Raw genomic sequence first — 15664 nt, forward strand, 5'->3', positions numbered from 1 at the left:
TTTTCTGCAAATGTGAATACGTTGGGTCATTAACTAAAAAGATACCATTAAAAGGGAGTGGCCAAATGCTGCCACTCCCTTTGTTCAATTAGTATTGTGAAGATTGTCCGCCATCAATCGGTATGACTGCCCCGTTGATGAACTCTGATTCCCCTGATAATAAGAAAGCGACTAAACGGCCGACTTCTTCAGGCTTACCAAAGCGTTTTTTAGGATTCACACTGATGAAATCCGCCATTGCTTCTTCCCAATTCTCCCCGCCTATTTGCCTGAATGAACCTTCCACCATCGCTGTTAAGATTACTCCTGGTGCAATGGCATTTATGCTGATTCCGTATTGACCATATTCTATGGCAGCTGTTTTTGTTAATCCTGCTACAGCATGCTTACTTGCAACGTAGGCAGCTTGGTTAAGTACCGCACGAATTCCGCCTACAGAAGCAACGTTCACCACTGCCCCTGATCCTTGTTCTTTCATGATTGGCAGGATGTATTTCATGCCATAAAATACACCATTAATATTGATGTCCGTTACTTTGTTGAAAACGTTGCTATCGTATTCAGCTGTAGGTGCCTGTTTACCTTCGATACCTGCATTATTATAAAAACCATCGACTCTTCCATATTTGCTGACTGTTTGGTCTACATAGTTCTTTACTGCTTCTTCATCCGATACATCTGCAGTGATCAGAAGCACGTCTGAATTTGGTGCAATTTCAAAGATTAATTTTTTTGTTGCTTCCAAAGATGCATCGTTTAAATCAACTAATGAAAGTTTAGCTCCTTCTTTAGCCATTTCCAATGCGGCTGCTTGTCCTAAACCTGATCCTGCACCTGTAATGATTACTACTTTGCCATCGAATCGTTTGTTCATATGTCAAAACTCCCTTTTTAAGATATCTTGAAAATCTAATTGATAATAATAATTACCCCTTAAAGCTTAAGAATCCATCATCGACAGGAATGACTTGTCCATTAATGGCATCCGCTTTTTCGGAGAACAAGAACGTTACAACTTCAGCAACCTTTTCTGGCTGAATCAATTTTTTCCTCATATGAAGTTGTGCCAAACTATCCAGGAACTCTGGATCATCACCAATGATCGGCGTTTCGATAAAACCTGGTGCAACACCGACAACACGAATCCCAAATTGTGCAAGTTCAATTGCTCCAGATTTAGTCATGGCGATGACTGCAGCTTTTGCAGCATGGTAATTAAAGCTGCCGATAGAAACCATCGTCCCATATATTGAGGCTGTATTGACGATCGTTGCGCCTGTTACCCCAAGCTCCACCATCTTCCTTGCTGCATAATACATGCCATAATAAACGCCGTGTTGGTCAACATCAACGACTCTGTGGTAAGACTCTGGATCCATCTCTAAAAATGGTTTTACTAGTCCAATTCCAGCGTTGTTGAAAATGCCGTCGATGGTGCCATGATTGGCAACAGCAGCTTCTACCATCGCTTCCACTTCTTCCGCTTTAGCTACATCCACTTTCACAAAAGAAGCCGTGCCTCCCTTTTGTTGAATGGCTTCAGCCGTTTCTTTAGCAGCAACATCATTGTAATCAGCCGCTACGACAATAGCTCCCTGTTCAGCTAATTTAAATGCCGTTTCCTTTCCAATTCCGCTGGCTGCTCCTGTAATTACTATGACTTTTCCCTTTAAACTCATATATTCGTCCCCCTATAATAAAGTTTATTGCTTATCAGATTAAAATGGCCCCGCCGTCGATTACAAGTTCTTGACCCGTAATGTGGCTGGAAAGATCTGATACTAAGTACATCATTAGATTTGCAATTTCCTGAGGCTCAGCATACCGGCCATCCGGAGTCGTTGCTTCCAATTGTTTTCTAGCCGCTTCAGCTGCCGCGGAATCACCTTGACCAAATCCGCTTTCAATCGACCGCATCATAGCCGTGTTGACGACACCTGGGCAGACAGCATTCACCCGTACACCATGGGGGGCAACTTCGACACCAGCAGTTTTCGTCATTCCAAGAACCGCATGTTTACTTGCACCATATGCCACCATGTTTGGCGTTGCGAGTAAACCAGCTCCAGATGCTGTATTTACGACCGCCCCGCTTTTTTGTTCAATCATATAGGGCAATACATGTTTCAAACCCAAGAAAACGCCGCGTACATTTATTGACATTAATTGATCGAAAACTTCAGTAGGATAATCGACAAGAGGCATGATTTTGCCTTCCCACCCAGCATTATTCAGGAAAATATCGATTTTCCCATAAGAATCTATCGTTTTTTGAACATAATTTTTTATATCGGCTTCATTTGTAACATCGGCTTTAATGAACTTCGCTTCGCCGCCTTTTTCTTTGATTTGATTTACCGTTAATATGCCAGCCTCTTCAGAAAGGTCAACAACAACCACTTTGGCACCATTTTCTGAAAGTGTAATAGAAGCCGCCCGGCCAATACCCCCGCCGCCGCCGGTAACAATTGCTACTTTTTCTGTAAAATCAAATGCTTGCATAATATTCTCCCTTTCTCCCTTTAATCTTGGTGATGATCTTCTTGTTTGAATACGTTTACATCATAACACTATTTTTGTCGATTGTCGACAATTTGCTTTTAGAGTCAAAGACTCTACATCACTCCACGATTCAGAGCCTCATGAATTTCATTTTTTGCCTTAACGAAATCGTCTTCGAGAATGCCCTCAATAGACATTTTTAATCTGAAATGGAAACTTTCCATCGTTTCTGTATTCCATTGACTTTGGGCAAAAACCATGAGGATATGACTGGCTTCCTCAAAAAATCTTGATAATGCTTTGTTATTAGCGATTGTAAAAATATATCGAAATATCTGTTCAGCTTTTTTTTGATACTCGATTACATTACTTTTCTCACACTCATCCGTTGCACTTTCCAAATGCTTTCGTAATGATTGCTTATTTTCTTCGTGCCAACTTCCTTGGGAAAATTCAATGCCCATCTGGATCAGCCCGATCGTAACATCATTATATTCAATGATTTCCTTTTGTGAGAATGGCTTGACGATCGTTCCCCGCCTCGGTATCCTCTCAACAATTCCGTCAACCTGCAATAAATAAAGCGCTTCGCGTACTGGTGCACGGCTCGTATTCAATTCTTTGGAAATGTCTTCTTCGACGATTTTCTCTCCAGCTTCTATTTCCCCTTCAATGATTTTTTTTAAAATGTGTTTGGCGATTTGGTGTGGTAACGATTCCCCAAAATAAATGCCATCTGTCAAATTGGAAGTATTTCCAAACATCTTTCAGCACTCCTATACTTCTAATAATTGATTTTAGTTCTATTAGTATAACATATGGATAGGAATTAACTTCCTTAAAAATTACTCCCATTAATGTTAACCCACCAAGAAAAACGTTTTAAACCATGTGTGACTCAGAATGAAAAGATGACCGAATGCTTCTTCGAAGATTTAACGATCTTACTGAGTTTAATGTTACATTCAACAGATTTGAGCCCCTTTTATAGAAAGGGCCCTATGGTGGACTTTTTTATTCCACTAGCCTAGGTTTCGCTGGATCGCAGTTTGGCTTTTCTGTGTCTGTCGATTCAGCGAGTTTCGTTAAATAATAACATTCTTCACGCCACATATGATCTGCCATTAATGGCGAAAACGTTCCGAGAGCCTGCGCACTGAGATCAAGCTCCTCCACTTCAAGCAGAAAGTGATGAAATAATTTAATTTCCAATTTAACGTCCTGATTCATTTTTTCCAATGCTGGGAATGTTGACAGATTGGTTCGTAAATATCCAGCCATTTCAACCGCTTTTAAATAAAAATCATTAAAATGTTTTTTATATTGGTCACTTTTCTCCTTTAATCTTTTTTCAACATCATCCATATTGGATGAAATTGCACTTGCATGCCCCGCTGCATCTAAAAGCCAAAGCAAATGATGATGAAGTTCATGGAAAACAGGCGGCATTTGATTTGAATTGAAGTATTTCAATAATCTTAAATATTCTTCTAATTCGTTCACCATATGATTAATGAATGAAGGTGAAAGATGTATTTTTATTTTACCAACCAGATGTTCTTTAAGTAGGTATAGCTTAAACTCCCGAAACCTTAATGCCTCTTTTTCAGCCATGGCCGTTAGTTGCGAAATCTCTTCTGAATTGGCTTTACCAAGGAGATTATCAAAAATTCGAATGAATTCTGAGGCAATTTCTATGTTTTCCACTTCAACCGGAGCTAAAGACTCATGGATGAACCTGCCATGGTCTCCTAAGATTTGCAGCCAAAACCGATGCTCGAATCTCGCGGTTTTTTCCAAAAACTCGTTCATTCGCTCTCCCCCATAATTCAAAGTATCGAAACTCACTTATAATTTGTATTCCAAAGCCTGCAAACTTATTAATATAAATTGTATGGTGGCGTTACAAAGATTAAACTTGATCCTTTACCCGCAGGAATGTTTATCCCCAAGAAATTAAAGTGTTATTTGAAGTAGATTCTTCATTCACCTGATTATTACGCTTTAATCCGATATGCTCCGCAGTGAGTCAAACGTGTGCATACCCTCCACAAAAACGGTCATTTTAGCACTCGTTTAACTCCCTGGCAGTTATCTGCAAATACAAACATCATATTTGTATTGATTTAACGGTTCTGCTTGTGGTAAAGTTTGTAAAATTCTGATTGTTTGGAGGAAGGTAGATTGTCAAAGGAAATAAATAGATACATTGACTGTCCAATGGTGAAAATTCCAGGGGGAGAAATAGAATTAAGGGACGATAGAATTAAAAGCAAATGGAAAGCTGAAATAAGACCATTCCTTCTTGCCCGTTATCCTGTTACTACGGATTTCTACTATGTTATTACAAATAAACCGCCTAATTCTTTTGATCGAAATCTAAAACCTGTTGTGAATATTTCTTGGAATGAAGCAATTTCTTTTTGTAATCTGCTTTCACAGAAAGCCGGACTGGCAGAGTGTTATTCTAAAAATGGTGAAAACATAGTTTGTAATTGGGAATCAAGCGGTTTTCGACTTCCATCAGAAGCAGAGTGGCAATACGCATGTAAAGCTGGGACTGCTGGTTACAGATATGGTGAGCTGAATAAGATTGCCTGGTATAACGAAAATTCAGGGGGCATAATCCATGACGTAGGAACAAAGGAATCGAATCCATGGGGGCTGCATGACATGTTAGGGAATGTTTGGGAATGGTGCTGGGATTTATATGATGAACAAGTGTACGGCACCTATCGTATTTTTCGAGGTGGTAGCTGGGCTGAGGATGCCAGGGGTTGTGGAGCTTCATGTCGTCGGCGCAGCCATCCTACATTCCGCATAGACGACCTAGGATTCCGTCTTGCCAGGTCTTTTTAATTTCAGCAATCAAGCCAACTTAATTCAAGGTTTTACAGTTTTACTAACGGATAATAGGAGTGAAAACAGAGTGATCAGCTGTATTTATTTGTGATGAACCCCAAAAAAGAAGCAGGTTCAACAAAAGGAGCGATTAGAGGTTAAATTCAGAAAAAAGGAATCGTCTTACATGTATTTTAGCCGTACTGCTATTCATATTTCTTTCCCGTTTTTTTGGTTGGATTCCAATTGTGTACAAAATAAAAAACCTGATAATTTTTCAGGTTTTTTTAATTTTTATCATTCGATTACCAGAGAAATGCGAGAAAAACTAAAGATGCAATTGCCCCAAAGGCAAATCCATTTGCAGCACCCCAACCAAATCCTGCATTAAAACCTCCATAACCAAACCCACCAAGGTTTCCGCCACCGTCAAATGGACGAATATATACACGGTTCGCCGTAACCCGGTGTATGATTCCCCGATGAACGGTTCCTCTACTTGTACGAATTTCAACCGGCCTTCCAACACCTTGCCTGCATTTATGATAATAATTATGATAACCCATTTTACACTCCCCTTGTCCGTTGATTATACATCGTATGCATTCGGAGACTAGCCTGCATGAATTAAATACCCACCAAACCTTTAAAAGTCTTTCCCATATTCCTTGCGAATGGTTAAACACTCTTTGAAACCAAAGCATAAAATACATTTATTCATGTACCAAAGGAGATTATGCCATGAACCACTCATACCAAGACGCACTAGCCATAATTGGAATTGAAGGGGCACACCCTGGTGGATTTGAACTGACTAAGCAGCTCTTGAAAAATGAAGAACTCGATCAGACGTCAATAATCCTTGATGCCGGATGCGGGACTGGGCAAACCTCATCTTACTTGGCACAAACGTTTCTTTGCCAAGTATCCGCGCTTGATCATCACCCAGAGATGGTGAAACATGCAAAAAAAAGATTCCAACAAGCTAAATTAAGCATTGACCTATATAAGTCTTCAATTGAAGAACTGCCTTTTGACAATAATTCTTTTGATTTTATCATAGCCGAATCAACGATTGCATTCACGGATATATCAAAATCGCTCGGTGAATTTTTCAGGGTCCTTAAATTAGAAGGAACTTTGTTATCCATTGATATGACAGCAGAAACCAGCCTTGATTCTGCCTCAAAAAAAGAAATCATGGACTTCTATAAATTAAGAGAATTATTGACGCAATCCGAATGGTTAAAGGCATTTCAACAAAACGGATTTACAGATTCAAAAATCTTGAGATCGAGTACCGTCTTAGAGGAATTAATGAATTCTTCAGCATCAAATAGCCTCGTTCAGCCAATGAATGAATCCTTGGAACGAGTCATGGACGAACATTACCGCCTCATTCTATCTTATGGACACAGCCTCGGGTATAGAGTATACAGAGCAAGTAAAAAGTAGGGCATTTATAATGCATGACTCAGCTCAAGATTGTCAGGAATTATGAACACAATAAAAAAACCTATAACAAGTTCAAGGTTTAAAGGGATGGTTCCATTTTAGGCGATGATCTTTACACAATTTCTTCCATTCTTCTTTGCGGCATATAAGGCTTGGTCAGCCCGTGTCATCAATGTTTTGATGGATTGGCTTCGGTCACCAGCTTCAATTAAGGCATGAGTCACCCCGAAACTGCAGGTAACGGAAATCCTCTCTTCGTTAACAATTGCAATGCTTGCAGAAACTTTTTTCCTAATAATATCTGCCAACTCATATGCAGTGGCTAAAGCGGTATCCGGCAAACATATGATAAATTCTTCACCCCCATAACGCCCCAATAGATCGCCTTCCCGAATGTGTTCCTTTGCAGTATTTGCAACAAGCGCTATGACTGCGTCCCCTGCTTCATGTCCAAAAGAATCATTTACATCTTTGAAATGATCGATATCGAACATGATGACTGAAACATTGCCGCCTTCCATGCTTAGTGCATCGAATAGCATTTCCGATTTATTAATGAAAAAGGTTCTATTCAATATTTGGGTTAATCCGTCCAAGCTGGCCAGTTGTTTCAACTTTTCCAGCATAAGAACTCTTTCAGTTACGTTGGCGAAGGTGATGATCTGTCCGATAGGCAGGTTACTTTTGTTGAGCACAGGTGAAAAACCAATATGGTAATGTACTATATTACCATTTAGGCTGCAATTAAAATCACTGTCTTGCTTAAGGTCGATTATTTCCCTAAGTTGATGATTCCCATTTAGCAGACTTGTAATCGATTTACCTATGGAATGTTCATCCAACATGGGTATGACTTTGCGCATTCCATGGTTATAGTCAACAATCAAACTCTGTTGATTTAAAACGATGACGCCCTCTTTCATACTTTCAAAGACAGTTTCCCGAGCGATCGGGGCTACATTGAACATTTGAAAAGTCAAAAGTGCCGCACCATGAAAGATAAACGTGATACTCATGGATACAGGACCAAGATCGATGCCATATGTGCTTAATCCGTTGATATAATAGTAATTTGCCATTATAGGAATAATAAGACCTGCCACCATCATTGATATTTGCATCCTGAATCTGAATGAGGATTTTTTCATTTGTTTTAGCAATATGATTATACTTAACATGACACATAAAAAAAGGAAAAGGGAGTGGACGTAAAACCAAGGGCCCCCCACCAGTTTAATAATTGGAAAAGGACTTTCGCTTCTCAATTCCATTGATTTGTAATACAAGTGATGAAGGCCGTTTGTATAATGCATGAATATGGTGATGAACGGAATGATGAAAAGGGCATATTGCCAGATCTTCTTAATTCTCTGCCCAACATATTCAAGGCACATCAACAAAAGGAATACTGGGATGAATGGTAATGCCAAGTACTCGACCCTTAACCAAAATATGATTTGTTCCAAAGATGTACTGGAGAGTTCGAAAGCATAGGAAAAAGTAAAAATGGAAGACAAAAATGTCACGAAAATATAGGGTTTTGCTCCAGGTGCATCCTTGATCCTTAACTGTGCAAATAAACACAGGAACAAGCTTAAAACACCTGCCATTATAACTACGAGTATGTATAACAATAATTCCCGTGGCAATGCGATCAACTCCGTTTAACAAAAAATACTTTTTCCGTATATTATATAGCGCTTTATGCCTAGGTGACCAGAGTTTATTCAGGGAATTCTGAATTTTAAATGCCAGGATTTTATAAACACGCCATATTGGGAAGCCATTTACTAACTCCCCAAACCGACGTACCTAAAATGCCAGTTTTCAAACAAAGAAACCCCGCTTCATCACTGGAACGTGAGTGGCAGGGTTTCCAATTAAAATGTAAATAAATGAAATATTTTAATGCGGATTACACTTTTTCTGTTACTGCTGTGAATCGCTTTAAGAATGTGAGTATTTTTTGATAGACGGCAATTTCATTTTCTTTTTTGGAAAACCCATGTCCTTCATCTTCCAGAAGCATATAATCGACATCTCTTCCTTTATCTTTCAACGCTTTAACGATTTGATCTGATTCTGCTTTGACGACACGGGGATCATTTGCTCCTTGAATGACAAGCATTGGCTTTATCATGGATCCTAAATAGGTGATAGGCGAATACTCGATTAGTTTTTCTTTATCTTTTTCCGGATTTCCTACCCATTGATCCATGACTGGTTTCCACTCTTCTGGTACTGAATTGATAAATGAGAAGAGATTGGATGGTCCGAAAATATCGACAACCGCTTTAAAATAATCCGCATGTCGTCCGTGCAGCAAAAGTGCCATATACCCTCCGAAGCTTCCGCCCATCAATAGAATGTTGCCTTTTTGTGCATGCCCTTGGTTAATGAGCCAATCAAGGCCGGCTACATTATCAAGTCTTGGTCCATTTCCCCAATCTCCTTCCACCATTTTCGTGAATTCCAAACCATAGCCAGTCGAACCGCGGAAGTTTGGCGCAAAAATACTGTAACCATGATTCAGGAAAAATTGAAATGATGCCCTAAAGGATTTCCGTTCTGCCGCTTGAGGACCTCCATGTGGCCAAAAAATGATTTCACCATTGTCAATTTCCTTTTTTGCCCTAAAAAATAACGATTCGATCTCCAGGCCATCAAAGGAAGGGTATGTAATGATGTCCGGTTCAACCAATTCATCGGAATCGACGCCAGGAACAGTATATTTAGTTAATGATACCCACTCATCACCTGTTTTTTTATAGATGTTATGAGGCTTTGTTGCGCTCATGCCAAATAAGTAAAGCGTTCCAGTTGCAGTAACCTCAAGTTTATTAATGACGCTGCACGGCACGGGGATATATCTCCAATCTTCATTTTGCAGATTGAATTCATATAATTGATCTTCTACACCCTTTTGACTAGTTATATATAATAGTTGATTCTCTTTACTATATTTAATGGCAGTAAAACTCTCATTCTCCAATTCTTTAACTTTATTGAATTTGTTTGTTTCAAGATTGTATGAAGCCAAATAGGTAAAGTCCGAATCATAATCAGTCAATAAATATATCATCGAATTCGAAACAAAAACACCATCATTCACTGTATGTTGTTTCTCGGAGGGCGGAGTGAGCAGGATATCTTCGTTCCCTTTTTTTGCATAGAGAAGGGTATTTGTATTAGCAAAGTGTTTATAGTAAAGTAAGGTTTCTTCATCTGGGCTGAAGCCAAATAAATAGGTCGCTGCGTCTTTTCCCTCGAGTACCAGCCTCTCCTGTCCTGATTCTAAATCTAAACAATAGGAATTTAGAAAGGTAGGATTTCCTCTGGATGTCGTGTAATAGAGCTTTTTACTGTCATTCGATAATTTTGGCATGAAATTACGTGTATTTTCATGCTGGACGATTTCCTTCATTGTCCCGCCATTCAAAGGAATCCCGTAAAACTGGGTATTTTCATTACCGTCTTGATCGAAACCAGCAATTATAAACCGGCTCTTCTTATCATATATCAGCTCTTGGCAGCTCTGATCAATGGTTGTAAGCGGATAAGGAAAGGAGTTTGGCAAATCCATTCCCCATAAATTATACTTGCCGCTCAAATTGGTACTGAAAACCAGATGTTTTTCATCTGGACTTACAGCAAAATCAGCAATGGAAAAGGTTCGTAAAAATTGCTCAACATCAGGTTTCCGAAAAGTGATCATCTTTGGCAGCCCCTCACATTATAATATAAAGAAAAATCTGTACTTAACTATACCATATTTTTCCTAGTAACTGCAGGTAAAATGAACTCTAGAAATTCTCTGTCGCCATTATTAAAAATATACTGCTTGATATAAGAATTAATCAGCAACAATCAAAACATCAAGGTGTCTAGCTTCCCTTAAAAGACGAACAACAATTGACCCTCCCTTAATTTCTTGCCATCTCGTTCTTGCTGATTGTCCTAAAATAATTTGTGTAGCTTTTTTGTCATGTAGTTGTTTCTTAATTTCATTGACCACTGAACGTTTATTCCTGGTTGTATGCAATACAAAGTGGCCTCCCAATCGGTGTGTAAGGCTTACGAGTTTATTAAGTATCATCTCTTCATCAATCCGCAGCTCTTTTTGATGTTTTACGAAAATAACATACCAATTTGCTTTAAGACGATAAGCTATGCGGAACCCTCTTCTTATTAGACGCTCAGAATCCGCTCTTAGCTTGACGCTGACAAAAATCACTTCATCTTCTCTCCATGGTCCCCTTACTCCTTCCTTTCGTTTCAATGACTCTAATCTGTCATCCACTTCATCTGCCAATTCACGGAGAGCAAGTTCTCTCAAAGCTATAAGGTTTTGTGTCTTGAAGAAATGGCTAAGTGACTGTTCCACTTTATCCAAAGCGTATATATTCCCCTCTACCATCCTTTGCCGGAGCGCCTTTGGGGAGATATCGATCAATTCAAGTTCATCCGCTAGTTGTAGAATGCTGTCAGGTACTGTTTCTCTAACAGAAACACCTGTTATTTGCTTTACACTATCTTTCAAACTTTCTATATGTTGAATATTCATTGTGGAAATTACCGAAATTCCGGAGTACAAAATGGTCATTACATCTTGATATCTTTTTTGATTTTTGATTCCTGGTACATTCGTATGTGCTAATTCATCTATTAGGACTACCTCAGGATTTCGTATCATAACGGCATCAAGATCCATTTCCTCCAATAATACGTTTTTATATGGAATTAGCTTTCTAGGCACGATTTCTAAATTCCCCACTTGGGAGGCAGTTTCTTTTCGCCCATGTGTTTCCAGTAATCCAATCACCACATCAAGTCCATTTTCTTTTAAGTGATTTGCCTCCCTTAGCATGGTAAATGTTTTTCCAACACCAGGAGCAGCCCCAATATAAATCTTAAATGTCCCCCTCCTCACCCCTTCGACTTTTTCGTGCAATTCCTCAGGTGTGAGTCTGTGATATGGATTTCCATTCCTTTTTTCCGCCTTTATTGCGGGGATGATTCTCTCACCAAATGCTTTAACCCTGTCTGCTACAATAAATACATCAATGTTCTTCGATTTTCTCAATATGTTATTGACTATGGAACCGTTGATCATCTCCTCCAACGCCGACTTTTTGGATTGGCCAAGGATAATTCGTGTTATTCGATGCTGCATGGAAAATCCGACAATTTCATCTGCTATTTCATCTTCCTTCATTATTATCTCAATAAACTTTCCCTTTAATTTAGTGATCAGTTTTTGCATGGACCTTTTAAATATTTCTTCCTCTTTTGAGAGTTTGCTTGTTTTTGAGATAAAGGTAGCTATTACGAACTCACCGCCCAACCGCTTGGCAATTTGATCTCCTCGCCTAATTAATATGGAGCCATTCAAATGATATTGCACACAGACCAAGATTCGCTCCGTTGCACCTGAAGGACCCAATAAACCTTCTAGTTCCCTTTGTTCAGTCAGATTCTCTTCAACTTCTTCAGCTAAATACCGAAGTGACAATTCCCTAAGAGTGGCTAGATTACCATTATTGTAAAACTGTAACACCCCTTCGTCTTTTTTCTCGATTTCCCCTTTTTGCAGACGTTTTAAAATGGCTTCAGGGGTAACGTCCAAAAGACGTACTTCATCAGCATTTGTAAGAGTATCTTCGGGCACTGTAACTTGTACGTGAAATGGAAGTTCAAGTAATTGTTCAGCAACTTTTTTCACTCCTTTCAACTCATAAATATTTATGGTCGTTATAACACTGATTCCATTTTTAATTAATTCTTTAACGTCGTCCAATCTAGTTGGATTTTTTACATTTCGATGATTTTTATGTGCTAATTGATCAACTAAAACCACCTCTGGATTCCGCTTGTAAATCCCCTCCAAATCAAGATCTTGCCCTGTGTGTCCGTTTTGTTCCCATTCTATAGCAGGTATAAGTTCAAGACTGCCTAATTGTTTATGTGTCTTAAGACTACAGGGCTTGCTGACTATTCCGACAACAACGTCAATCCCTCGTTTTTTCAATTCTTTTCCTTCAAGAAGCATATGGTAGGTCTTCCCCGAACCGCTTACAGCTCCAAGTATGATTTTCAACCTTCCCTTTTTGATATTGGAAATCGACTCTAGAATTTCATCTGATGTTTTCCTACGAAATTGTTCCGACATATTACCACCTCCTTATTAGTTTTATTGCAATCGGAGAGAAAATCTCTCTCTACAACAAAAATTATTTTAATTTGTCCAATGCCATATTTAACTCCAAAACATTAATTCGAGATTCACCAAAAAGTCCAAATGATTTACCGCTCGTATATTTTTCCACAAGAAGATATACCTTGTTTTCAGACAATCCCCTTTCATGAGCAATACGGGGAACCTGTACCTTGGCGCCATCAGGAGAAATATTGGGATCAAGCCCTGACCCCGAATTTGTCATTAAATCAGATGGTATGTCTGCTTTATCGACAGTAGGGTTTTCTTCTAAAAATTTTGAAATATCCGTTTTTGTCCGATCAATGAGCTCCTCATTTGAAGGAGAATAGTTTAACGTACCTGAATTAGCTGCATCATATTCAATAGATGAAACACGACCTTGAAAGTACCGAGGATCTTTAAAGGATTGGCCGATCATTTCAGAACCTATAATTTCACCCGATTCATTCTTAATTAAACTGCCTTCTGCTTTTGCGGGTATCGTCAACTGTGCTAGGCCTGTCATCAACACCGGATAGGCCACTCCACATATGATAAAAAGCACAAAAACCAAACGTAAGTTTTTTAACATGGATTTCCACCCTTAATTTGTATTTTTAAACCACTCTTAATACGACAAGAATTAAATCAATTACCTTTATTCCAATGAAAGGAACTAACACTCCCCCTACTCCATAAAGGGACAAATTCCTTTTCAACAATCTTGTAGCGCTCATAGGAACATATTTAACCCCTTTCATTGCCAAGGGTATTAGCATTGGAATGATAATGGCATTAAATATTAAAGCTGATAATATGGCACTTTGTGGTGTTGCTAAACCCATAATGTTCAGGGCTTTCATTTGAGGTATCGCCAACATGAACATGGCTGGTATTATCGCAAAATATTTAGCTACATCATTAGCGATGCTAAAGGTTGTCAATGCCCCCCGGGTCATGAGCAACTGTTTCCCAATGGATACCACTTCAATGATTTTTGTGGGATCTGAATCTAAATCCACCATATTAGAAGCTTCCTTCGCCGCGTTTGTTCCTGTATTCATCGCCAAACCTACATCTGCCTGTGCCAATGCAGGGGCATCATTTGTGCCATCTCCAGTCATAGCAACAAGCTTGCCGTCCGCTTGTTCCCGCTTGATGACTGAGATCTTATCTTCTGGCTTAGCCTCGGCGATAAAATCATCGACCCCTGCTTCTTTAGCGATTGTTTCTGCTGTTAAGGGATTATCCCCGGTGCACATTATGGTTTTAATACCCATTTTCCTTAATTCTTCAAAACGTTCCTTCATGCCTGGTTTCACTGTATCTTTCAAATATATAGTGCCAAGTATACGGCTTCCCTCTGTGACAACCAATGGAGTACCACCTTTCTTTGATACTTCATCACAAGTGTCTTTTAAACCGATAGGGATATTCCCTCCCTGATGCACGATATATTTCATTATCGTATCAACTGCACCCTTTCTGACCCTTTTCCCATCAGGAAAGTCCGTTCCGCTCATTCTGGTTTCTGCGGTAAATTCGATTCCTTCCGTTCCGTTTTTATTCAGTAATTTTTCAGGTAATCCATTTTTTTTGGCAAATTCCAAAACAGACCGGCCCTCAGGGGTTTCATCATGTAAAGATGCGTATACAGCATATTGGTAAAACTCTTCCTGACTTATACCGCTAGCTGGTATTAAGGCAGAGGCCATTCGGTTGCCATGTGTTATGGTTCCTGTTTTATCAAGGATGATCGTATTGATATCACCTGCGGCTTCAACCGATTTTCCAGACTTCGCAATTACATTGAATTGGGTTACTCTATCCATACCTGCTATTCCTATGGCTGAGAGTAATCCCCCGATTGTTGTGGGGATCAGGCAAACCAGCAAAGCTACCAGGGTAGCGATCGGAAGGGTAACATGAATATATGACGTAATAGGAACTAACGTGGTACATACAAGCAAAAAGATGATGGTTAAGCTAACCAGGAGTGTACCTAGTGCGATTTCATTCGGTGTTTTTTGTCTTTTAGCTCCTTCGACCAAATTAATCATCCGATCAAGGAAGGATTCACCAGGGTCTGTACTGACTTTAACTTTGATATAATCACTGATGACTTTTGTACCTCCTGTTACAGAACTGAAATCCCCACCTGGTTCTTTTATTACGGAAGCTGATTCACCCGTAATCGCCGATTCATCTATAGCGGCCACTCCTTCAATGATTTCTCCATCCGTCGGTATTAAATCGTTTGCCTTCACTAAAACCATATCGCCTTTACGTAATTGCAAGGCATCTACAACTTTTACGGAACCATCTTTTTGAATCAACCTTGCTTTAGTATCCTGCTTTGTCTTTTTGAGGCTATTGGCTTGTGCCTTTCCGCGTCCCTCTGCAAGTGCTTCCGCAAAATTAGCGAAAATGATCGTTACAAATAAAATGATGGTTACTGCAACGTTATACCCCCTGTCAGCTATTCCACCAAAAATTTCAGGGAATATTGACAGAATTAAGGTAATGACAAATCCCACTTCAACAACAAACATGACTGGATTGCGGGCCATTACTTTTGGATGCAATTTTTTGAGTGCATCTTTACATGCCTCATAAGCAATGTTCTTATTTATATTTGCTATTCGCTCTGTACTCATTTGGAATGCCCCT

At 39.3% G+C, this 15664-nt stretch carries 13 protein-coding genes; 2 read left to right on the top strand and 11 right to left on the bottom strand.

The annotated features are described in order from the left end of the window. Positions 1-88: 88 nt before the first annotated feature. The 5 genes from ACQKFG_RS18215 to ACQKFG_RS18235 all read right to left on the bottom strand — a co-directional run bounded on the left by ACQKFG_RS18215 (position 89) and on the right by ACQKFG_RS18235 (position 4314). Positions 89-874 carry a glucose 1-dehydrogenase gene (locus tag ACQKFG_RS18215; protein WP_192204771.1) on the bottom strand — a complete coding sequence of 262 codons (786 nt, stop codon included), beginning with the start codon at positions 872-874 and terminating at the stop codon, positions 89-91. 52 nt (positions 875-926) lie between these two features. Then, positions 927-1679, bottom strand: a complete 753-nt coding sequence (locus ACQKFG_RS18220) for an SDR family NAD(P)-dependent oxidoreductase (RefSeq protein WP_349730134.1) — start codon at positions 1677-1679, stop codon at positions 927-929. Positions 1680-1713: 34 nt separating this feature from the next. After that, positions 1714-2502 (bottom strand): glucose 1-dehydrogenase, encoded by a 789-nt coding sequence (locus tag ACQKFG_RS18225; protein ID WP_349730133.1) that lies wholly within the window; start codon positions 2500-2502, stop codon positions 1714-1716. A gap of 113 nt (positions 2503-2615) precedes the next feature. Beyond that, the gene (locus ACQKFG_RS18230; RefSeq protein WP_427561352.1) at positions 2616-3266 is read right to left on the bottom strand and encodes a GntR family transcriptional regulator; all 651 of its coding nucleotides are present in this window, start codon (positions 3264-3266) and stop codon (positions 2616-2618) included. Positions 3267-3516: 250 nt separating this feature from the next. Next, positions 3517-4314: a DUF2935 domain-containing protein gene (locus ACQKFG_RS18235; RefSeq protein WP_427561355.1), complete on the bottom strand. Its 798-nt coding sequence runs from the start codon at positions 4312-4314 to the stop codon at positions 3517-3519. 408 nt (positions 4315-4722) lie between these two features. Here ACQKFG_RS18235 and ACQKFG_RS18240 point away from each other — a divergent pair, with 408 nt between their 5' ends. Continuing rightward, on the top strand, positions 4723-5361 hold the full coding sequence (locus ACQKFG_RS18240) for a formylglycine-generating enzyme family protein (protein WP_427561714.1): 639 nt from the start codon (positions 4723-4725) through the stop codon (positions 5359-5361). A gap of 287 nt (positions 5362-5648) precedes the next feature. On the opposite strand, the gene ACQKFG_RS18245 is transcribed toward ACQKFG_RS18240, so the two are convergent. Continuing rightward, the gene (locus tag ACQKFG_RS18245; protein WP_427561358.1) at positions 5649-5909 is read right to left on the bottom strand and encodes a hypothetical protein; all 261 of its coding nucleotides are present in this window, start codon (positions 5907-5909) and stop codon (positions 5649-5651) included. Positions 5910-6084: 175 nt separating this feature from the next. On the opposite strand from ACQKFG_RS18245, the gene ACQKFG_RS18250 reads away from it, so the two are divergent. Next, positions 6085-6798 carry a class I SAM-dependent methyltransferase gene (locus ACQKFG_RS18250; protein ID WP_427561361.1) on the top strand — a complete coding sequence of 238 codons (714 nt, stop codon included), beginning with the start codon at positions 6085-6087 and terminating at the stop codon, positions 6796-6798. A 98-nt stretch (positions 6799-6896) separates the two neighbouring features. Here the strand turns inward: ACQKFG_RS18250 and ACQKFG_RS18255 are convergent, their stop codons facing one another. The 5 genes from ACQKFG_RS18255 to kdpB form a co-directional block, all read right to left on the bottom strand. Continuing rightward, the gene (locus ACQKFG_RS18255; RefSeq protein ID WP_427561717.1) at positions 6897-8408 is read right to left on the bottom strand and encodes a histidine kinase N-terminal 7TM domain-containing protein; all 1512 of its coding nucleotides are present in this window, start codon (positions 8406-8408) and stop codon (positions 6897-6899) included. Between the two features lie 305 nt (positions 8409-8713). Further along, complete coding sequence (locus ACQKFG_RS18260; RefSeq protein ID WP_427561364.1) at positions 8714-10513, bottom strand: S9 family peptidase; 1800 nt, start codon at positions 10511-10513, stop codon at positions 8714-8716. A gap of 138 nt (positions 10514-10651) precedes the next feature. After that, positions 10652-12967, bottom strand: a complete 2316-nt coding sequence (locus tag ACQKFG_RS18265) for a universal stress protein (protein ID WP_427561367.1) — start codon at positions 12965-12967, stop codon at positions 10652-10654. A 61-nt stretch (positions 12968-13028) separates the two neighbouring features. After that, positions 13029-13586, bottom strand: coding sequence for a potassium-transporting ATPase subunit KdpC (gene kdpC / locus ACQKFG_RS18270; protein WP_427561370.1), 558 nt, complete (start codon positions 13584-13586; stop codon positions 13029-13031). Between the two features lie 25 nt (positions 13587-13611). Beyond that, positions 13612-15651 carry a potassium-transporting ATPase subunit KdpB gene (gene kdpB, locus ACQKFG_RS18275; RefSeq protein WP_427561373.1) on the bottom strand — a complete coding sequence of 680 codons (2040 nt, stop codon included), beginning with the start codon at positions 15649-15651 and terminating at the stop codon, positions 13612-13614. Positions 15652-15664 lie beyond the last annotated feature (13 nt).

Source organism: Peribacillus sp. NPDC076916, from assembly GCF_050269675.1.
Lineage (GTDB): Bacteria > Bacillota > Bacilli > Bacillales > DSM-1321 > Peribacillus > Peribacillus aracenensis.

Coding starts and splice junctions, on each gene's coding strand:
- ACQKFG_RS18215 (WP_192204771.1), bottom strand. CDS start 874: ATGAACAAACGATTCGATGGCAAAGTAGTAATCATTACAGGTGCAGGA.
- ACQKFG_RS18220 (WP_349730134.1), bottom strand. CDS start 1,679: ATGAGTTTAAAGGGAAAAGTCATAGTAATTACAGGAGCAGCCAGCGGA.
- ACQKFG_RS18225 (WP_349730133.1), bottom strand. CDS start 2,502: ATGCAAGCATTTGATTTTACAGAAAAAGTAGCAATTGTTACCGGCGGC.
- ACQKFG_RS18230 (WP_427561352.1), bottom strand. CDS start 3,266: ATGTTTGGAAATACTTCCAATTTGACAGATGGCATTTATTTTGGGGAA.
- ACQKFG_RS18235 (WP_427561355.1), bottom strand. CDS start 4,314: ATGAACGAGTTTTTGGAAAAAACCGCGAGATTCGAGCATCGGTTTTGG.
- ACQKFG_RS18240 (WP_427561714.1), top strand. CDS start 4,723: ATGGTGAAAATTCCAGGGGGAGAAATAGAATTAAGGGACGATAGAATT.
- ACQKFG_RS18245 (WP_427561358.1), bottom strand. CDS start 5,909: ATGGGTTATCATAATTATTATCATAAATGCAGGCAAGGTGTTGGAAGG.
- ACQKFG_RS18250 (WP_427561361.1), top strand. CDS start 6,085: ATGAACCACTCATACCAAGACGCACTAGCCATAATTGGAATTGAAGGG.
- ACQKFG_RS18255 (WP_427561717.1), bottom strand. CDS start 8,408: ATGGCAGGTGTTTTAAGCTTGTTCCTGTGTTTATTTGCACAGTTAAGG.
- ACQKFG_RS18260 (WP_427561364.1), bottom strand. CDS start 10,513: ATGATCACTTTTCGGAAACCTGATGTTGAGCAATTTTTACGAACCTTT.
- ACQKFG_RS18265 (WP_427561367.1), bottom strand. CDS start 12,967: ATGTCGGAACAATTTCGTAGGAAAACATCAGATGAAATTCTAGAGTCG.
- kdpC (WP_427561370.1), bottom strand. CDS start 13,586: ATGTTAAAAAACTTACGTTTGGTTTTTGTGCTTTTTATCATATGTGGA.
- kdpB (WP_427561373.1), bottom strand. CDS start 15,651: ATGAGTACAGAGCGAATAGCAAATATAAATAAGAACATTGCTTATGAG.